General features: G+C 41.2%; 19 protein-coding genes. 7 read left to right on the top strand and 12 right to left on the bottom strand.

Annotation, left to right across the window (positions count from 1 at the left end; all coding sequences use genetic code 11):
* Positions 1–47 precede the first annotated feature (47 nt).
* Together waaA and ACXAFE_RS03185 are read left to right on the top strand one after the other, a co-directional pair.
* Positions 48–1,316 carry a lipid IV(A) 3-deoxy-D-manno-octulosonic acid transferase gene (gene waaA / locus ACXAFE_RS03190; protein ID WP_475148542.1) on the top strand — a complete coding sequence of 423 codons (1,269 nt, stop codon included), beginning with the start codon at positions 48–50 and terminating at the stop codon, positions 1,314–1,316.
* A complete protein-coding gene (locus ACXAFE_RS03185; protein ID WP_475148540.1) occupies positions 1,297–1,842 on the top strand; it encodes a DUF1415 domain-containing protein in 546 nt (181 codons plus the stop codon). Before waaA ends, ACXAFE_RS03185 begins: the two co-directional genes overlap by 20 nt.
* Here the strand turns inward: ACXAFE_RS03185 and ACXAFE_RS03180 are convergent.
* On the bottom strand, positions 1,839–2,495 hold the full coding sequence (locus ACXAFE_RS03180; protein ID WP_394226984.1) for a TetR/AcrR family transcriptional regulator: 657 nt from the start codon (positions 2,493–2,495) through the stop codon (positions 1,839–1,841). The two genes, ACXAFE_RS03185 and ACXAFE_RS03180, sit on opposite strands and share 4 nt — an antisense overlap.
* Positions 2,496–2,640: 145 nt before the next feature.
* On the opposite strand from ACXAFE_RS03180, the gene coaD reads away from it, so the two are divergent.
* Complete coding sequence (coaD, locus tag ACXAFE_RS03175) at positions 2,641–3,123, top strand: pantetheine-phosphate adenylyltransferase (RefSeq protein ID WP_054978636.1); 483 nt, start codon at positions 2,641–2,643, stop codon at positions 3,121–3,123.
* A complete protein-coding gene (locus tag ACXAFE_RS03170) occupies positions 3,120–4,532 on the top strand; it encodes a capsule assembly Wzi family protein (protein WP_475148536.1) in 1,413 nt (470 codons plus the stop codon). Before coaD ends, ACXAFE_RS03170 begins: the two co-directional genes overlap by 4 nt.
* Before the next feature lie 31 nt (positions 4,533–4,563).
* Here ACXAFE_RS03170 and ACXAFE_RS03165 read toward each other — a convergent pair whose 3' ends face one another.
* From ACXAFE_RS03165 to argC, 7 genes are all read right to left on the bottom strand, one after another.
* A complete protein-coding gene (locus tag ACXAFE_RS03165) occupies positions 4,564–5,136 on the bottom strand; it encodes a hypothetical protein (RefSeq protein WP_475148532.1) in 573 nt (190 codons plus the stop codon).
* A gap of 17 nt (positions 5,137–5,153) precedes the next feature.
* Positions 5,154–5,354, bottom strand: a complete 201-nt coding sequence (locus tag ACXAFE_RS03160; protein WP_475148526.1) for a hypothetical protein — start codon at positions 5,352–5,354, stop codon at positions 5,154–5,156.
* Positions 5,355–5,700: 346 nt separating this feature from the next.
* Positions 5,701–7,566: an argininosuccinate lyase gene (gene argH, locus ACXAFE_RS03155; protein WP_475148523.1), complete on the bottom strand. Its 1,866-nt coding sequence runs from the start codon at positions 7,564–7,566 to the stop codon at positions 5,701–5,703.
* Positions 7,567–7,597: 31 nt separating this feature from the next.
* Positions 7,598–8,800, bottom strand: coding sequence for an argininosuccinate synthase (locus tag ACXAFE_RS03150; RefSeq protein ID WP_105170849.1), 1,203 nt, complete (start codon positions 8,798–8,800; stop codon positions 7,598–7,600).
* 12 nt (positions 8,801–8,812) lie between these two features.
* Positions 8,813–9,733: an ornithine carbamoyltransferase gene (locus ACXAFE_RS03145; RefSeq protein ID WP_475148518.1), complete on the bottom strand. Its 921-nt coding sequence runs from the start codon at positions 9,731–9,733 to the stop codon at positions 8,813–8,815.
* An 8-nt stretch (positions 9,734–9,741) separates the two neighbouring features.
* Complete coding sequence (argB, locus tag ACXAFE_RS03140) at positions 9,742–10,503, bottom strand: acetylglutamate kinase (protein WP_054978643.1); 762 nt, start codon at positions 10,501–10,503, stop codon at positions 9,742–9,744.
* Entirely contained in the window at positions 10,496–11,512 is a 1,017-nt protein-coding gene (gene argC / locus ACXAFE_RS03135) for an N-acetyl-gamma-glutamyl-phosphate reductase (protein ID WP_475148513.1), read from the bottom strand. Before argC ends, argB begins: the two co-directional genes overlap by 8 nt.
* A 193-nt stretch (positions 11,513–11,705) precedes the next feature.
* On the opposite strand from argC, the gene argE reads away from it, so the two are divergent.
* Positions 11,706–12,863 (top strand): acetylornithine deacetylase, encoded by a 1,158-nt coding sequence (gene argE / locus ACXAFE_RS03130; RefSeq protein WP_475148508.1) that lies wholly within the window; start codon positions 11,706–11,708, stop codon positions 12,861–12,863.
* On the opposite strand, the gene ACXAFE_RS03125 is transcribed toward argE, so the two are convergent.
* A complete protein-coding gene (locus ACXAFE_RS03125) occupies positions 12,860–13,804 on the bottom strand; it encodes a GAF domain-containing protein (protein WP_475148506.1) in 945 nt (314 codons plus the stop codon). The two genes, argE and ACXAFE_RS03125, sit on opposite strands and share 4 nt — an antisense overlap.
* A 106-nt stretch (positions 13,805–13,910) precedes the next feature.
* Here ACXAFE_RS03125 and ACXAFE_RS03120 point away from each other — a divergent pair, with 106 nt between their 5' ends.
* Together ACXAFE_RS03120 and ACXAFE_RS03115 are read left to right on the top strand one after the other, a co-directional pair.
* On the top strand, positions 13,911–14,507 hold the full coding sequence (locus tag ACXAFE_RS03120) for a TetR/AcrR family transcriptional regulator (RefSeq protein WP_054978647.1): 597 nt from the start codon (positions 13,911–13,913) through the stop codon (positions 14,505–14,507).
* Entirely contained in the window at positions 14,504–15,346 is an 843-nt protein-coding gene (locus ACXAFE_RS03115) for an alpha/beta fold hydrolase (RefSeq protein ID WP_475148499.1), read from the top strand. The genes ACXAFE_RS03120 and ACXAFE_RS03115 overlap by 4 nt, the downstream gene beginning before the upstream one ends.
* Here ACXAFE_RS03115 and ACXAFE_RS03110 read toward each other — a convergent pair.
* The 3 genes from ACXAFE_RS03110 to bamB form a co-directional block, all read right to left on the bottom strand.
* Positions 15,335–15,712 (bottom strand): VOC family protein, encoded by a 378-nt coding sequence (locus ACXAFE_RS03110; RefSeq protein WP_475153587.1) that lies wholly within the window; start codon positions 15,710–15,712, stop codon positions 15,335–15,337. The two genes, ACXAFE_RS03115 and ACXAFE_RS03110, sit on opposite strands and share 12 nt — an antisense overlap.
* 127 nt (positions 15,713–15,839) lie before the next feature.
* The gene (gene der, locus ACXAFE_RS03105; protein WP_475148495.1) at positions 15,840–17,318 is read right to left on the bottom strand and encodes a ribosome biogenesis GTPase Der; all 1,479 of its coding nucleotides are present in this window, start codon (positions 17,316–17,318) and stop codon (positions 15,840–15,842) included.
* A gap of 91 nt (positions 17,319–17,409) precedes the next feature.
* On the bottom strand, positions 17,410–18,597 hold the full coding sequence (gene bamB, locus ACXAFE_RS03100) for an outer membrane protein assembly factor BamB (RefSeq protein ID WP_100912818.1): 1,188 nt from the start codon (positions 18,595–18,597) through the stop codon (positions 17,410–17,412).
* Between the last annotated feature and the right edge of the window lie 7 nt (positions 18,598–18,604).

The raw sequence follows: 18,604 nt of genomic DNA, 5'->3' as shown, positions 1-18,604 counted from the left end.
ATTGTATAAATATGTTATAACTCGCCGCTCTATCTCGTGAGGTCGATATGGCACGCATAATTTACAGTTTTGTTTTATATCTTTTATCGCCGCTGATATTTTTGCACTTATGGCTACGCGGAAAAAAAGCGCCTGAATATCGTAAACGTTGGGCTGAACGCCTTGGTTTTTATGATGATAATTTAAAACCAAACAGCCTGGTGATTCACTGCGCGTCAGTCGGTGAATTAATGGCCGCAAGTAAATTAATTAACACATTAAAACAAACTCACCTTGTCACTATAACCTGCAATACACCTACGGGCTCTGCGGAAATAAAAAAGCAATTTAAAGACAGCGTGCAACATGTGTATTTGCCACTTGATTTTCCTGGCGCTGTTTCACGTTTTATAAAACAATTAAAACCAAAAGCCGTTGTTATTTTAGAAACTGAGCTTTGGCCAAATTTGATTATTAAAGCAAGTACACATGGCATACCTGTGTGTGTTATTAATGCGCGTTTATCGGAAAAATCGCAAAAAGGCTATCAGCGCATAGGACCTTTAAGCAAACAAATTATGCATAACATTCGCTTGCTAGCAGCGCATAATAAAGACGATGCGGCACGTTTTTTAGCACTCGGTTTAAACCTCAAACATGCGCATGTAACTGGCTCAATTAAGTTTGATATTACGCTAAATAATGAAATAACAAACAACGTAGCGAAGTTTCAATCTGAGCTTACAACACATGATTTTATTTGGGTTGCCGGTTCAACTCACCCTAACGAACATGAACAGGTTATTGCTGCACATTTATCACTGTTAGGAAAACAGCCAAACGCCCTACTGATTATTGCCCCGCGCCACCCTGAACAATTTGCCAAAGTAGCAGCCTATTTAACGCAACAAAATATTAGTTTTAGCCAACGCAGCAAAGCACCACATAACGGGCAAGCAGTACTACTCGCAGATACCATGGGGGAAATGCTTACACTGTTTGGGGCTGCAAACAGTGCTTTTATTGGCGGTAGTTTAATTGAGCGCGGCGGTCATAACCCGCTTGAGGCAGCGGCATTTGGTATTCCAATTATTACCGGGCCAAGCTACACCAACTTTTTACATGTCTACCCACAATTACTAGACAGTAATGCCTGTTTGTGTGTTGATGGTGCCGATGCGCTTTGTAAAAGCCTGCTTTCAATTGCAAACGACCCTAATAAACAAAAAGAGCTGGGGGACAATGCGTTGGCTATATTAAATGCTAACAGTGGCGCGGTTAAACGCACAATAACGCTTATTGAAAACGAGATTTCTCATGACATTATCACCGATTGAACAAACTAAAAACTGGGTTAGCCGCGTTATTGTTGGGTATAACTTTTGCCCTTTTGCCAAAAAGGAAGTGGTAAACAATACAATTAACTATGTAGATAGCAAAACAAAGTCGCATGAAGATGCGGTAATTGAAATGCTCTCATTAATACAAGAAATGCGTGAAAACGACGAAATTGAAACCTGCTTGCATATTTTTAGCGAAGGCTTTAAAAATTTTGACGATTTTTTAGATTTGGTTGATTTAGCCAATGCGATGTTGGTATCAAGTGGTTATGAAGGCTTTATTCAAATCGCCAATTTCCACCCAGACTATGTATTTGCCGATAGTGATGAGCACGATGCAGCTAACTACACCAACAGGGCACCTTATCCAACATTACATTTAATAAGAGAAGCTTCAATGGCAAGGGTACTTGAGATTCACCCTGATCCGGAAGGTATTCCAGAGACAAACATTAATCTTGCGCGAGAAAAAGGTATCGCGTTTTGGCAGCAACTGTTAACGCACTGCCAAAAAGACCGTTAAGCAACCGCCTGTTCAACGTCAAGTTGCTTATTAATGTATTCTTGTTGTAGTTCTTTTAGCTGATCTAAGCCTGCGCCTTTGGCGTAAGGCTTAAACAGTAATATCACTTTAACAATACCACCAAAAATATCCTGTTTTGACAAGCGACCATCTTCGCTATGCGCTTTTACATATGGCGTCCAAAAACTCACGGTTAGTTTCACCATATGTGCAAGTTCAACGATATCGCTGTCATCAATCTCAATAACTTCGGCGTACTTGAGCCCTGCAATAACCGCTGCTACTTGTTCTAACAGTTGTGCTTGCTGCTCTAAATATTGCGCTTTAAGCTCATTATCGCGGCTTAAAATATCGGTTAAGTTGTTATAAAAGAAGTTAAAACGCCACATTAATTCAACCAGTGAATCAAGATAGCCGGCGAGCTGCGCCATCACATCTTGGTTTTTATCCATTGGGATAAAATTATCTTTAAGGTGATTTTTATAAAGGCTAAAGATATTGCGTAGAATATCTTCTTTATTCTTGAAGTGATAATACAAGTTACCTGGGCTAATGCCCATTTCTGATGCGATATGGTTGGTTGTAATCGCGCGCTCTCCATGCTGGTTAAACAAAGCAATGCTTGTTTGAATTATCTTATCCTTGGTACTCATAATTATCCTATTATGCCTAACGTTAATACCGCGCAGTATAAACAATCTAGTGTTGAATACCAATTGGCAAAATGTCTCGTTTGGCGATTGGTATTCCAATTAAAGCTTGATAAAATGCCAGCATCATCACTAAGTTACCAATACCATGAAAGTAAAAGCGATTTATCCAGGAACGTTTGATCCAATCACTAATGGCCATACAGATTTAGTTGCGCGCGCCGCTAAAATGTTCGACGAAGTAATTTTAGCCGTTGCACATAATCCAAATAAAAAGCCGTTTTTTGAATTAGAACAACGTGTTGAAATCGCTAAGTCTATTTTGTCACACCTTGATAACGTGACAGTAATTGGTTTTTCTGGCCTGCTTGCTGATTTAGCGAGAGAGCAAAATTCACACGTATTAGTACGTGGCTTACGTGCAGTATCGGATTTTGAATTTGAATTTCAATTAGCCAATATGAACCGCCGACTCAATAAAGAGCTTGAAACAGTGTTTTTAACACCGGCTGAGAAAAATTCATTTATTTCATCAAGCCTAGTAAAAGAAGTGGCAATTCATGGTGGTGATGTTCATGAATTTGTAGACCCAATTGTCGTAAACGCCCTTAAGGAAAAGTTGGCAAAATGAAGTTGAGCCATATTGCTGCATCATGTAGTTTAGTTTTTGCAGCAAACGTTTTTGCTGAGCCTTGGATTGGCACCGATGACCCGTTTTTACGCGCCGCGATTGAGCAATTAGTAAGTGAAGGCGCAATTAAGCGCCCAGTTAATAGCTATCCGCTTATGTGGCAAGGTATTGCGCAAGATTTATCAATGATCAATCGCAATAAGCTATCTGATGATGGTATTTTCGCATTGCGTAAAGTTCAACATGCGCTCAAAGCTGCTAAGTCAGGCTCTTATTCATCAGTTAAACTAAGTGGTAACAGTGAGCCAAGCAACTTACAAAGTTTTGGCGAACGCAATAAGCATAAAGGCAACATTCAAGGCACCTCTGTACTAATGGGTGACAGAGTGACTGCAAAAGTATCTATTGGCTATAGCAAAGATGCCACCAGCCAAAAGGAACTCAACTATGACGGTTCTTATTTGGCGGTGTTATACGGCAATTGGAGCGTTAGTGTTGAGCAAATTAATAAATGGTTTGGCCCAAGTAACGATAACGCGTTGTTACTCTCAAACAACGCCGCCCCAATGCCGGGGTTGCGCCTTAGCCGTTTAAATACCGATTACTATGGACCGAATTTTCTCTCATTTATTGGTCCGTGGAATTTTTCAGCCTTTATTGGTCAAGACAAATACCTCAAAAACGATGACAAAGACAGCCTATTCTGGGCTATGCGCTTTTCATCAACCCCAATTACGGGTTTAGAGGTAGGCGTAAACCAAACTGCGCAATTTGATAGTCCAGATACAGATCATGGTTTTGGTGCGTTATCAGATGTCATACTGACCAAAAATAAGCTCGATACCAACGGGGTTAATGAATACAACCAATTAACCAGCATTGATGTTAAATACAGTACACGCCTGTTTAATCAATCTATTGCTCTTTACGGTGAATATGCTGGTACCAACGAGCTAAGCTTTTTACCTGAAGATACAATGTACACATTAGGCGCTGAACACTTTTTTGGTGACCAAGATTTCTTAGTTAAAAGCTATATTGAATACTCAGATACGATTTCAAACTGTCGTTATATTGCGACCTTGAGTCATTGCCAATATCAGCACCCGTATTATGAGCAAGGGTACGCGCACTTAGGTGAAAATATCGCGGCAAGTATCGGTCAGAATGTTAAAGGCGTGAGTTTATCAAGCAGCTATCAAACAACAAATGGTTATGCTGGGTTTGTAAAACTGCGCCATATGGATTTTGAAAAACTTGATACAAAGCGCTTGCAACTAGAGGTGAGTTATCAGCAAGGGTTATTTGACGGTTTATTGAAACTGAAAGCAACAACTTGGCGCGATAAGTTGGCTAATGATTCGGATACAGAATTCGCACTAAGTGGCAGTTGGGAATATCGTTTTTAAGTCGCTAGAGCACATAGTATCTAAGAAGCGTTTAAGCTTGTAGCAAAGCCTGCGGAAGACGCTTTGCTTTTCGCTTATCAATAAAACTTTCCTTTTTGGCGACTATTTTATTACGCATAAATCGTCCAAATCGCACTAAACCAAGCCAATCTCGACCCACAATTAAAGTAATAACCATCACATAATCAACAATATTGACGCCAAATGAGTATAAGGTCCAAAACCACCAAGGCTCTTGATTAGCCAAGACTTGAATATCAACCCACATTAAATAGAACATTAAACCATTTAAGGAAAGGCCAAGATAAACGTAATATGACGCACGATGGTGCTTTATTTTAAAAAGTTTATGTGCAAAAAAAATGGTTGCAATAGTGAGGATATCTTGAGCCATCCATTGTAAATAAACACGTGTAGTAGTATCAAATTCAAAGATATGATCACTAATAAAATAGGACATGAACACAACTAAAGCTGAAATAATTATTGAGTAACTATCTTTAAAGCCGACAACCTTGCCAAATACATTAAACAAAAAGCCAATCAAAAAGCCCCATGTCATAAATGCGCCAAAAAAAGGGGCAAGGTTCATATCAAAAAACATTCATGTCCTTTAACGGATTAGTCTTCCTCGCGTTTGGTTATTACATTACCACCACCGCGATGTAATTCAGGAGTCATACCAAGTGCCTCCGCCGAGAAAGTTACCTTATCATTTTGCAGGGTGTTTTGTGAAGACTCTGATTTAACAGTATTTGTTTGAGTGTTTTGCATTTGTGCATATTGCATAGCATTTAAGCTGTTTGTACCGTTAATTTGCATTTTTCTATTCCTTATAAAACTAATTTTCAAAGATGACCTAAGCGTCCTTTTTGTTCTTTTTGTAGTCCTAACATGCTTAGGGACCTTTAGCTGTCATTTTTCTGACAACTAAACATCAGGTGCTCAAATTTAGCAATTAGCGATCCAGAAATACGAATTACTCGCAATATACGAACAAAGGGTTAATTTTAATTTACTGTTTTATATAACAATAAAATCAAATTGAATAACAACTGTAATTTACAAAGCACCATCTCTATTGAGTAAAGTACAAAAAGTGTAAAACGTAAAAAAGCACAACAGCATAGCTGTTGTGCTTTTAATGGCGATTAAATTTAGAATGAATTTAGGCTACATTGCGACAATCGATGCGCAAAGAATTTGGCCGTGCAATTAAATAGTCCATCGCTACTTCATCGCAATTGTCTTTTCTGAGGCACAACTCACAATCTTTCATCACCTTTTCAGGTAGTTGAGATTTATGGCTATCGGCAAAACCTAACTTGCTAAAGAAACCAGGCACTCGAGTCAATACGATAATACGCCCTAGCGCCAACTTACGACCTTTTTCAATTAGGTGATTTACCAGCGCTCGCCCCTGCCCTTTCACATTTGATTCGGGATTAACACCTAACGAACGAATTTCAGCAAGGCCTGTATCGTAAATATATAACGATGCGCAGCCTGTCACTTTGCCATTCACTTCTATAACAGCAAATTCATTGATGCTGTGGATCATATCGCTTTTTGCACGCGGTAAGTTTTCGCCTTCTCGCGCCCAATACTGAATAAGTTCAGCAATTGCTTCCACATCGTTTAGCGTGGCATCTCTTACCGTAAATTCAGCGTTTTTTTTTGCGTTGCTGATGGCAAATTGAACTTGCGTCGGTGATGTACCTCCAAGCGCTAAACGCGCATCTAAACATGCTTGTAGTTCAAGCACTGGGTACACATCATCTGCGATTACATCGCAAACGGCTTTAAACTGCGAAAGCGATAATTCTTCCAAATTTTTACCTTCGGAAATTGCAACTTGTACCAGTTCACCAACAATGTGATGACCTTCACGGAATGGAATACCTTTGGCAACTAAATAATCAGCAAGCTCTGTAGCATTAGCATGACCGCCTTGTGCTGCCGCTTTGGTTTTCTCTGCGTTAACTTTCACACCTTTAATGCAGGCTTCAGCCATGTGAATACAAGCAAGCCAAGTTGGCATTGCGTCAAAAAGCCCTTCTTTGTCTTCTTGCATATCTTTATTATATGCAAGCGGCAGTGCTTTTAAGGTCATCATCATGGCACTAAAGGCGCCAAATACACGGCCTGTTTTACCACGAATAAGTTCTAGTGCATCTGGGTTTTTCTTTTGCGGCATAAGACTTGAGCCAGACGTCACACTGTCTGCCAGTTCAATAAAGCCTGCTTCACCCGAATTGTAGAAGATCATATCTTCTGCAAGGCGTGATAAGTGCATCATTGAAATTGACGCACAGCTTAAAAGCTCTACCACAAAATCACGGTCAGACACGGCATCAAGGCTATTACGGCTTGCTCTATCAAACCCTAAATTAGCAGCCAGTTGTTCGCGGTCGATGGCATAGGCGGTACCTGCTAGTGCGCCTGAACCTAGCGGACAGACATTAATGCGGCTAAGCGCACTTTCTAAACGCGCTTCATCGCGCTCCAGCATTTCAAAATATGCCATACACCAATGACTAAACAACACAGGTTGCGCACGTTGTAGATGAGTATAACCCGGTAGCACGGTACCAAGCTCTTTTTCAGCTAGTGTTACAAGCGCCTGTTTTAGTGACGCTATGGCGGCAAGCAGTTGCTTCGCTGTTTTTCGGCTCCACAAGCGAAAATCGGTAGCTACTTGGTCGTTTCGGCTACGACCTGTGTGCAGCTTTTTACCAAGATCGCCCACTTTTTCAATTAGCTTTGCTTCTACATACGAGTGAATATCCTCATCCCCAGCCGTTGCAATTGCATTTGGGTCTTGCTGAACTTCATTTAAAAGTTCGTTTAAACCTGCTACTAATTTTTGATGTTCGTCCGCTGTTAACACATCAACTTGTTGTAACGCACCAGCCCAAGCCACAGAACCAATAATGTCTTCTTCTGCCATTTGATAATCAAATGGCAGTGAGTCATTAAATTGCTTAAATGCGTGATCTGGTCCCGAAGAAAAACGTCCGCCCCACAGTGCCATAACTCTATCCTCTCACTAATTCTCGGCAAGATTACTTGTTATTCATTGCAGAAATTCTACTGCTTAATGAAAATAGACGAATAAAGCCTTCTGCATGTGATTGGTCATACACATCATCTTCACCAAACGTTGCAAAGTCTTCACTATATAATGAGTTTTCAGATTGCTTTTGCACCGCAGTAACTTGACCTTTATAAAGCTTTAATACCACTTCGCCGGTTGCAAGAGTCGAAAACGCTTCTGCTGCAGCTAAAATTGAATCTTTTAGTGGCGTAAACCAACGACCGTCATAAACAAGGTGTGAGAACTCATTCGCTAAAGTGTCTTTCCATTTGCGACTGGTTTTATCAAGCACTAACTCATCAATCGCTTGAAGTGCCGCCATAATTACTGTGCCACCTGGAGTTTCATAACAACCACGCGACTTCATACCCACTAAACGGTTTTCAACGATATCAACACGACCAATACCATGGGGCGCTGCAACTTCGTTTAGCGTAGTGAGTACTTGCAGCGGTGACATTTGCTCACCATTTACCGCAACTACTTCACCATTTTTGACACTAAGCTGAACAAGTTGTGACTCATTTGGCGCTTGCTCTGGCGAATTTGTCCATGTCCATACTTGATCGCTAGGTTGGCACCACGGATCTTCAAGCTCACCACCTTCGTGTGAGATGTGCCACGCGTTTGCATCACGACTGTAAATTTTAGTCGCCGACGCAGAACATGGAATATTACGCTCAGCAAGGTAATCAAGTAATGATTCACGGCTTGATAAATCCCATTCACGCCAAGGCGCAATCACTTTCAAATCAGGTGCAAGGGCTGCAAAACAGCTTTCAAAACGAACTTGGTCATTACCTTTACCGGTACAGCCGTGAGAAAGTGCATCAGCACCTACTTTACGCGCAACTTCAACTTGTGCTTTAGCAATGATAGGACGCGCCATTGACGTACCTAGTAAGTAAGTACCTTCGTAAATTGCGCCAGTTTTAAGCGTTGGATAAATATAATCGGCAACTAACTCATCTTTTAAATCAACGATATGACACTCAGATGCGCCCGATGCAATCGCTTTTGCTTCTACGCCTTCTAACTCTTCTGCACCTTGGCCTACATCGGCAACAAATGCCACTACTTCACAGTTATAGTTTTCTTTTAACCATGGCACGATAGCCGATGTATCAAGACCACCTGAGTATGCTAGTACAACTTTTTTAATAGAACTCATGTTACCGATTCCTTACACAAAATTTGGGTTTAATAAACTTACAAGCAGAGCATTTTGCGCATGCATACGATTTTCAGCTTGTTGTATTATGAATGATTTGTCACCGTCCATTACCTCAGAGGTAATTTCAAATTCACGGTGTGCAGGCTGACAATGCAGTACGCTGGACGCGCCTGTCATATCAACAAGCTTTTGATTAATTTGGTACGGCATGTACTTTTCTTTTACTTGTTCAAGTGGAGTGTTATCGCCCATTGATACCCAAGTATCGGCATAGAGTGCATTCGAACCAACTGCGGCTTCTAAACGGTCACTTACCAATACCGATGCGCCATTTTGTGCTGCTATCGCTTCAGCTTGTTTTACAATTTGTGCATCAGGTGATGCGCCTTTAGGGCATACTGCGACAAAGTCAGTACCTAAGGTTGCCGCTAATAGCATCAGTGAGTGCGTAACATTGTTACCTTCACCTAAATAAGCCAATTTTAGTTGGCTTACGTCGCCGTAAATTTCAGTCAATGTCAATAAGTCAGCGAGTGCTTGGCATGGGTGATATAAATCACACAAACTATTTACAACCGGTACAGACGAAAATTCACTAAGCGTAGTTAATGTACTATGCGCCATTACACGCGCTACGATGCCATCAGCCCACGTGGAAATATTTAGGGCAAAATCTTTTACTGATTCACGTTGCCCCATTGCACCGTTTTGCTGATCTAAATAAACTGCATGTCCGCCGAGTTTGTTAATGCCGATGTCAAACGACAGACGAGTACGTAAACTTGGTTTTTCAAATAACGTAACAACCGATTTTCCTTTCAGCGCATCGGCAAAATCCATTGGGTTATTTTTAATTTGTAATGCTAAATTAAGTAATTCTAAGTTGGCTTCTTTGTTGAGTTCTAAGCCCGTAATAAATTGTTGAGTCATTGTTTTTCCTATGGCGTAATCTTGGTTCCCACATGCTCACCATTGAGCAATGCGATTAAGTTTTCTGGCTTTTGCCAGCTCGAGATATACACGCCACGTCGTAAATGTTGAGCAGCTTGCAAGCTGGTATTTACTTTTACCTGCATGCCGCCTTTAATGACTCCCTCTTCGATTAATGTACTGATATCAGTACTTGATAACTGATGTAATGGATTAAGCTTGTGATCTAATACTGCTTCTACATCTGTCATAAAAACCAGTTCCGCATCAAGCAATTGAGCGATACTAGCTGCTGCTTCATCGGCGTTTACGTTGTACCAGTTGCCTTCTAAGTCAAAACCAATTGAGCTCACAATCGGAAAACATCCCGCATTGAGTAGCGATTTAAGAATACTGGCATCGTTTTCAATGCAGGTACCGACTTGGCCAAGCGCTTTTAGCTTTTGCTCACTAACGAGCCCCGCTTCATAAAGACTTAAACCAACAGGCTTAAAACCATTACTAATTGCCGCGCCCATGAGTTGTTTATTTGCACAACCCGCAAGCGCACCAACAATGTAAGGCATTTGTTCACGCGGACTAATACGCAGGCCAAGATGTTTTGACGTAACAAAGCCCGCATCGCTTAACCAGCTATCAACAAGCGAGCCACCGCCGTGCACTAGAATAAATTTGTCTTCAGGCTTTTGATGTAACACATCAATTAACGCTTTTGCAGCGTCAATATTATTTAATACCGCGCCACCTAGCTTAATTACCCAATTAGCCATGATTTACTCCTTGAAAGCCCGTATGTGCTGCCAGTCCTAAGGTTAAGTTTATACATTGAAGTGCTTGGCCAGACGCGCCTTTAAGTAAATTATCAATCGCAGAGATCACAATGAGTTGATCACCCTGTAACTGCCAACCAATATCAACAAACGGCGTGTTCTCAACACCTTTAATTGATGGAATTGCATCGCCAAGTAAGCGAATTAAAGGCTCATCAGCAAGCACCTGATATGACTCAGCTATTTGCTTTAGAGAAGTGCCTGGTTTTACTTTGACATAGATAGTTTCAAGAATACCGCGCTTAAAATTGCCCAAATGCGGTGTAAACAACACCCTGTGGTCAAGGTATTTTTCAATTTCAGGGCCGTGTCTATGATTAAATAAACCGTAAGGTTTAAGGCTCACTTCGCAAAAATGCGTTGCCACATTGGCTTTACGCCCAGCGCCAGTAACACCAGAAACCGCATTGATAATCACAGTTTCATCAGTAAGTAAGCCAGCTTGTTTTAATGGTTTAAGCGCATTTAGCGCAGCGGTTGGGTAACAACCAGGTACTGCTACTAACTGTGCATTTTTGATTTGGTCTTTTTGCCATTCAACAAGACCATAAACAGCTTGTTCTAATAGCTCAGGGCTAGCGTGTTTAAAGCCATAATAGGTTTCATAGTCATCATTTGATGACAGACGAAAGCCTCCAGATAAATCAAATACTTTTTTGCCCATTGCTAAAAACTGAGGTGCAAGTTCGACACTGACTGAATGTTCAGTGCATAGGCAAATGGCATCGGCATTTTGTTCGATTACTGAAAATGCCTCACTATTTAACGGCGCTAGTTCACCTGCAACAATGCCATTTAGTTCAGGGTAAAGACTGGCAAGCGATTTACCTTTATCTAGGCTATTTTCAGACACATACATACCCACTAACTTTAGCGAGTTATGTAGAGAGATTAATTTGGCAAGCTCAGCACCTGAGTAACCGCTTGCACCAACGATAACGATATTCATATTTTTTCCAAAAAACTATTAAGGGTATAAAGACAAGTTTTCAAAAAGTGTTATCGTCGTAAAATTGAGTTCTGCATGCTGTTAGTCTCGGTACTAATTATTTCAAAATAATGAATTGAAATGCAGAATAAACCAATGTAAATTTATATTCAACTTTTTTGCATAATTATTTATTAAGTATTTTGAGGGAATCATGTCGCAATTACACTTTCTTGATATGTACGGTGCACTTATTGCCGCACCGTCGATTAGCGCAACGGTGCCATCACTCGACATGAGTAACCGCGAAGTCATCAATTTATTGGCAAGTTGGTGTGAATCTCTAGGCTTTGCAGTCGAAATTACGGAACTTGATAATAATCCCGGAAAATACAATCTAGCGGCAAAGCTAGGTACGGGTGAAGGCGGTTTAATGCTGGCAGGACATACAGACACAGTGCCATTTGACGATAGTCGTTGGCAGTTCGACCCGTTCAAATTAAGCGAACAAGACAACAAGTTTTATGGCTTAGGCAGTATCGATATGAAAGGCTTTTTTGCTTTTGTTTTAAATGCATTACAAGAAATAGATAACGATACTGGACTCGCTAATCTAAAACAGCCTATTACAATTTTAGCGACCGCAGATGAAGAAACCACAATGGCTGGCGCAATTGAAATCGCCAAACAGAATAAGCTAAAGCCGGCTCGTTGTATTATTGGTGAACCTACCGACATGGTGCCTGTGTATACTCATAAAGGACATATGTCGACAGCAATTCGTGTAACAGGTAAAGCAGGTCATAGCTCTGATCCTGATGCGGGTTTAAACGCGATAGAAGTCATGCAGCTTGTAATTAGCCAGCTATTAAAACTAAAAGAAGACATAAAGAATAAATATTCATTATCAGATTTTAAAATACCCTACCCGACTTTAAACCTTGGGCACATCCATGGTGGTGACAATGCCAACCGCATTTGTGGTTGTTGCGAGTTACATATTGATATGCGCCCAATTCCCGGCATTAGTATTCCAGAACTTCAAGCAATGCTGTTGCAGGCAGTAGCACCGATAAATAACCAATATCCAAACGCGGTAGCGGTACATGATTTACACGAACCTATTCCCGCGTTTTCAGGCAGCACAGACAGCAGTTTAGTAAAGCTTGCTGAAAAGCTGTCTGGTGAACAAGCACAAGCGGTAAACTATTGCACCGAAGCGCCTTTTTTACAGCAGCTTGGTTGTGAAACAATCGTAATGGGTCCAGGCTCAATACAACAAGCCCATCAGCCCGATGAATTTTTAGCGATGGAAAAAATAAAACCAAGCCAAGAGCTGATTAAACAACTTATTGTCGCATCTTGTTTCTAAAGCCCCTCGCCTTTTTCATGCAGCTTAATAAAGGCGTTAAAGATCAGCTCATCAATATCACAAAATGGTGAGCTGTCGATGACACCCGTTATTAACTCAATAGGGCTATCATGCTGCACGTCAAAATCAATGTCATTCATTTGCGAAATCAAACAGTCAAGTAGCTCTTGCGTATTGTGTTTGTCCGCATTACTTACTAGCGCAACAAATCCATTTTCATCATAACGGGCGATTAAATCAGTCGCTCTAAATGTAGTTTTATAAAGTTCAGCTGTTGTCTTTAAAATAGTCGTATACTTCTGGCGATCATGACGATAACTAAGCAGCCCTTTCATAAACAAATACACTACCGAAACTTTAAGATTTAACTTTTGACACACCTTTAAACTAATCGGCGCTAATAACTTAAAACCAGCTTTGTTTGATAACCCTGTTACAGGGTCAGTGGTATTTGGTAATTTATTTACTAACTCAAGTTCCACAAGCACCGCAAGCTCTTTCAACAAGGTAATATCGTCGGTATTAAAATTACGAGGTTTGCTATCAATAATGCACAAGGTACCCAGACGGCATCCATTTTCATGCTCAAGAGGGATCCCCGCATAAAACCGAATATTTGGCTCGCCCTGTACCAACGGGTTATCTGCAAAACGCTCATCCGCTAAAGTATCTGTTACAACCAATGCTTGCTCACTCAAAATTGCATGGCCGCAAAAGGAAATATCACGCGGTGTTTCACTTGCTGTTAAACCGACACAAGACTTAAACCATTGTCGCTCTTTATCAACTAACGATACCAATGCGATAGGCACGTTAAACATTTTAGCGGCAATTTGCGTAACTCTATCAAGCCTTTGCTCAGGCGGTGTATCTAGCACATTTAAGTTTTGCAGGGTTTTAATTCTTGTATTTTCATTGGCTGGTAAATCGGGGGTTAGCATAGTGAACTCTCACATTACATTACACACAGTATAGGCAACATTGAGTTAAATACAGTGTTCGCAAACAGCTAATTGAAACATTTACTTTTAGCACGCTCGTGCTATTATGAGTAAAGGTCAAGAAACAAAACAGCAGATCCTCGCAACAGCGTTAAAAATTGCTACACAGTCAAGCTTAGACAACCTCACTATTGGCGGCCTTGCAGTTGCCACAGGCATGTCCAAATCGGGCTTGTTTTCGCATTTTAAATCAAAAGAAACGCTACAATTGAATGTACTAACATTCGCCAATGAACTTTTTCAAAGCACGGTTATTCAGCCAATCAACCGCGAGCTTGATCCTCTTGCTCAATTACTTAGCTTGTGTGAGAACTGGCTAGATTGGTATGAAAACCAAGCAAAGACCTGCATTTTTATCTCCGCGGCAGTGGAATTTGATGACCAACCAGGCGCTATACACGATCAAGTTAAGCAAGATCTTGCAAATTGGCTTGGCTATTTAACGCACAAAGTTAAGCAAGTAATAAGTGCTGGGCAATTCAAACAAGACGTAAGCGCAGAGCAATTTGTGTTTGAACTCTACGCACTTTATTTAGGCAGCCAAAGCATGTCATGGCTAGGTGTTGAAGACGCTGAACATAGCCGTTTTAAAACTGCCCTAAACCAATTAATTGAGCGCCACCGCGCAGAGGAATCTGTATGAGCAGTAAAATCTATTTTTCATCATCGGCAAAAAGAAAGCCGCTAGCCTACTATTTGATTAAAGCGGCATCTACTACCGCACTTAAAATTGCACCAAAATTTGCCTTTAATCAAACGAGAAAATTACTGTTAACACCAATAAAAAACCGCAAAAGAACAACATTGTCAGCCCAGTTTACGCAACAAAAACTATCAACCGAACACGGTGCCTTACACCTTACTTCAATTGGTGAAGGTCCTGCAGTTGTTTTTACCCATGGCTGGTCTGGCAGTAGCCGTCAATTTTTACCACTTATGGAGAAAGTAGCGGCAAGTGGTTTTAAAGCGATGGCATTTGACCATTACGGTCATGGTGAAAGCGATGGCAAGTTTGCCAATTTACCGCTTTTTATCAAAGGGTTAAAATCTGTAATGGCAAGCATTGAAAAGCCTAAAGCAATTGTCAGCCATTCTATGGGAACCATTGCAGCGCTTAATGTGAGTAAAGATGTACCCCATTTTTTAATTGCGCCTACCTTTGGCTTTTACGACTCTTTTGAACAACGTATTTTGAATACAGGCATTCATCAACACTTATTTAGTGGCGTGCTAAAAAGTGTTGAAGATGAACACGATATGCGTTTTGGTGAGATTTTGCCTGAATTACACATTGCAGGTCACGCCCATCCTATTCATATTATTCACGACCAAAAAGACCGATTTGCTAAGTTTGAACTAACCAATCAACAAGCGAGTCAACACAGCCATATCAATTTAAAAGCGGTTAATAAACTTGGTCACGGTCGTATTATAAATTCTGAAGAAACTTGGCAGTTTATGAAGCAAAGTTTATTCGCTTAGCGCAATGAGCGTACCTTCAATAGAACGTACATAGGCCAAGTTTTTACCTTCCATTTCATGCGGTGCAGAAAGTGGTTCTGCGCCTGCATCTACCGCTTTTGCAAACGCTAAATTAATGTTATCAACCTTTAAGACTAATTCAAAACCAAGTGCCGGTTGTTTTGGCTGCGCGCGAATATAACTCTGCTTAAAGTGAGATTGCGCTAAGGGATGCGCCGCGAAGGCAATACACGCACCTTGGAAGTCCAGCTCGCCGTATTGCCCGTCTTCATCGAGCTGAGCCGTGCTGACGGTAAATGCTTGGAAGTAGAAATCTAACGTTTCTTCAACATTATCAACGTAGATAACTGTTTTTAAGTAATCCATTTGTGACATGATGGTTAATTATTCTTATTGTCTAATTATTAGCACATAACTGCTGGTAATTGCAGCTATTTCCATCATCACATACGAAAAAAGCACCTGTTCGGTGCTTTTTTCAACAAATCTAAAATTAAGGCTTTTTGCTATACATTTTAGAAATACGTTTGCGCTGTCGCTGTTGCGACAAGGTCATCTTATTAGTGCGACCTGCATACGGGTTATCGCCTTCTCTAAATTCAATCTTGATTGGCGTACCCATAACCTTAAGCGCTTTACGATAATAGTTCATCATATAACGCTTGTACGAATCAGGTAAATCTTTAACTTGGTTACCGTGAATAACGATAATTGGCGGGTTATATCCCCCTGCGTGCGCGTATTTTAACTTAACACGACGGCCACGTACTAACGGCGGCTGGTGATCAGCTTGTGCCATATCCATAATACGGCGTAACATCGCAGTACTGATACGTTTTGTTGCCGATTCATAGGCTTCATCTACTGATTCAAACAGATGACCAACACCAGTACCGTGCAGCGCCGAGATAAAGTGAATACGCGCAAAATCAATAAAACCTAAACGACGATCGAGCTCTGATTTAATGCGATCTTTTACTTCGGTATCCAAGCCATCCCACTTGTTTACCGCAATCACTAATGAACGACCCGCGTTAAGCGTATAGCCTAATAAGCTTAGGTCTTGATCACTAATACCTTCACGTGCATCGATCACCAGTAACACAACGTTTGCATCTTCAATCGCTTTCAGTGTTTTAATTACTGAGAACTTTTCAACAACGTCAGATACCTTTTTACGTTTACGCACACCTGCGGTGTCAATCAGTACGTACTCTTTCTCATTGCGTGTCATTGGAATATACACAGAGTCACGAGTGGTGCCTGGCATATCGTAAACAATAACGCGCTCTTCACCTAAAATACGGTTTGTAAGAGTTGATTTACCTACATTTGGGCGACCAATGATCGCAAGCTTAACCGGTTTGTCTGGGCGCTCACCATCAACGTCTTCACCTTCGTTTTCATCATCGTAAAGTGAATCAACTAGGTCATCTTCAAACTCTTCTGGATTTGCTTCACGATACGCCTCAGCATATTCAGCAATAACTGGCTGTAATGCCGTATCAAGTAACGATGTAATACCGCGACCATGAGCTGCAGCGATTTGATATACTTCGCCAAGTGCTAATTGATAAAACTCAGCACAGTTTGAATCCGCATCAATACCATCAATCTTGTTGGCAACAACAAATACTTTCTTTTGCTGTTTACGTAAGTGATCTGCAATGCCAATATCAGATGCGGTTAAGCCCGCTCTGGCATCAACTAAGAACATTACAATATCGGCCTCTTCAATCGCTAACAGCGATTGCTCAGCCATTTCAGATTCAATGCCCTGCTCAGACCCGTCGATACCGCCGGTATCCACTAAAATGAACTCGTAATCTTCATAACTCGCCTGACCATATTTACGATCGCGTGTCAGACCAGGAAAGTCTGCCACAAGTGCATCACGCGTTCGCGTCAAGCGATTAAACAATGTTGATTTCCCAACATTAGGACGGCCCACAAGGGCAATCACAGGAAGCATATTCAACCTCTTAAATAAACAACAAAAGGCTTCGTCCAGAGCAAGCCGTAACGAAGCCTTTAATTTACCAAGTCACACTTGGCAATAAATATTAATTCGCTAGTGGTAAGTTAACTAAACTCACTTCACCATCACGTGTTATAACAATTAGTTTATCACCCGCTGTAATTGGCTCGACGTAGAAACCTGAACTATCGAATTCACTGCGCGATACAAGATCGCCGGTTTCTTTATCTAACCAGTGTAGGTTACCTTCTTGGTCACCCGTTACTAGATAGTTGCCAAATACTGTTGGCCCCGTCAAAAACCAACCATTTAAAGCTGGTTGACTCCAACGTTCAATACCTGAGCTTGCATCTAAAGCATAGATAGAACCTTGGCTATCTACCAAATAGATATTGCGACCATCAACGGTAAAATCGCGGTAGCCACTGTATTCACGCTTCCAAAGTACATTACCTGAACGAATATCAACAGCCACTAAGTTGCCGTTATACGCCAGTGAATAAACAGTTGAGCCCTGTACAACTGGCTGCGTATCTACATCCGCTAAACGTTCAAACTCTGATGCACCTTGTGGAATTGCAACATCAGCTTGCCACGCTAAAAAGCCGTTTTCTGCAATAACCACTGACAGCTTACCGTTCTCTTCACCAAAGATAACACCGCCATTTGCTGATTGCGGAGAGCTAATACCGCGTAACGTAAGTGCTGGCACTTCATGCTCATACACCCAACGCTGTTCACCTTCATCTGGATGTAATGCGACTAACTTACCTGAACCTAAATTCACATAAATTAGGCCATCGCCTGCAGCAGGTGCTGAAAGTGCTTCGCCTGGCACTTGTTTGCGCCAAGCAAGTTCACCTGTTTCACGATCAAGTGCAATCACTTCACCGCGTTCTGTGCCTACAAAGATTTTACCGTACGCTTCGCTTAAGCCACCCGATAGCTTAGCGCTATCGTCATCTTCCCATGGCCAAAACGCTGGGTTTTTACGTACATCGCTGCGCCAAAGTTCTTTGCCGCTGTTAATATCAATTGCTTTGATTTCACCACGACGTGACGCTACAAATACTGTGTCTTTATAAACCACTGGCGAAAGACGCGAAAAGTAATGTTCAACACCAGAACCGACACTAGTTTGCCATACGCTATCAGCTTCAAACTGATTAACGATTTCAGGCAGTGTTAACTCGTCTTCTTCATCATCACTTGATGAACAGCCAGTTAAGCCAAGTGTTAACAGCAACAAGGTTGCTAAGGTAATTTTTTTCATAAATCAC

The sequence above is a fragment of the Pseudoalteromonas sp. ABV4_021 genome, assembly GCF_056159365.1.
The sequence above is the reverse complement of the archived record's forward strand: the minus strand, read 5'-3'. Positions and strand labels throughout refer to the sequence as shown.

Coding starts and splice junctions, on each gene's coding strand:
- ACXAFE_RS03145 (WP_475148518.1), bottom strand. CDS start 9,733: ATGACTCAACAATTTATTACGGGCTTAGAACTCAACAAAGAAGCCAAC.
- bamB (WP_100912818.1), bottom strand. CDS start 18,597: ATGAAAAAAATTACCTTAGCAACCTTGTTGCTGTTAACACTTGGCTTA.
- argH (WP_475148523.1), bottom strand. CDS start 7,566: ATGGCACTGTGGGGCGGACGTTTTTCTTCGGGACCAGATCACGCATTT.
- ACXAFE_RS03110 (WP_475153587.1), bottom strand. CDS start 15,712: ATGGATTACTTAAAAACAGTTATCTACGTTGATAATGTTGAAGAAACG.
- ACXAFE_RS03125 (WP_475148506.1), bottom strand. CDS start 13,804: ATGCTAACCCCCGATTTACCAGCCAATGAAAATACAAGAATTAAAACC.
- ACXAFE_RS03150 (WP_105170849.1), bottom strand. CDS start 8,800: ATGAGTTCTATTAAAAAAGTTGTACTAGCATACTCAGGTGGTCTTGAT.
- ACXAFE_RS03180 (WP_394226984.1), bottom strand. CDS start 2,495: ATGAGTACCAAGGATAAGATAATTCAAACAAGCATTGCTTTGTTTAAC.
- ACXAFE_RS03170 (WP_475148536.1), top strand. CDS start 3,120: ATGAAGTTGAGCCATATTGCTGCATCATGTAGTTTAGTTTTTGCAGCA.
- ACXAFE_RS03160 (WP_475148526.1), bottom strand. CDS start 5,354: ATGCAAATTAACGGTACAAACAGCTTAAATGCTATGCAATATGCACAA.
- argB (WP_054978643.1), bottom strand. CDS start 10,503: ATGGCTAATTGGGTAATTAAGCTAGGTGGCGCGGTATTAAATAATATT.
- ACXAFE_RS03165 (WP_475148532.1), bottom strand. CDS start 5,136: ATGTTTTTTGATATGAACCTTGCCCCTTTTTTTGGCGCATTTATGACA.
- argC (WP_475148513.1), bottom strand. CDS start 11,512: ATGAATATCGTTATCGTTGGTGCAAGCGGTTACTCAGGTGCTGAGCTT.
- waaA (WP_475148542.1), top strand. CDS start 48: ATGGCACGCATAATTTACAGTTTTGTTTTATATCTTTTATCGCCGCTG.
- ACXAFE_RS03120 (WP_054978647.1), top strand. CDS start 13,911: ATGAGTAAAGGTCAAGAAACAAAACAGCAGATCCTCGCAACAGCGTTA.
- der (WP_475148495.1), bottom strand. CDS start 17,318: ATGCTTCCTGTGATTGCCCTTGTGGGCCGTCCTAATGTTGGGAAATCA.
- ACXAFE_RS03185 (WP_475148540.1), top strand. CDS start 1,297: ATGACATTATCACCGATTGAACAAACTAAAAACTGGGTTAGCCGCGTT.
- coaD (WP_054978636.1), top strand. CDS start 2,641: ATGAAAGTAAAAGCGATTTATCCAGGAACGTTTGATCCAATCACTAAT.
- ACXAFE_RS03115 (WP_475148499.1), top strand. CDS start 14,504: ATGAGCAGTAAAATCTATTTTTCATCATCGGCAAAAAGAAAGCCGCTA.
- argE (WP_475148508.1), top strand. CDS start 11,706: ATGTCGCAATTACACTTTCTTGATATGTACGGTGCACTTATTGCCGCA.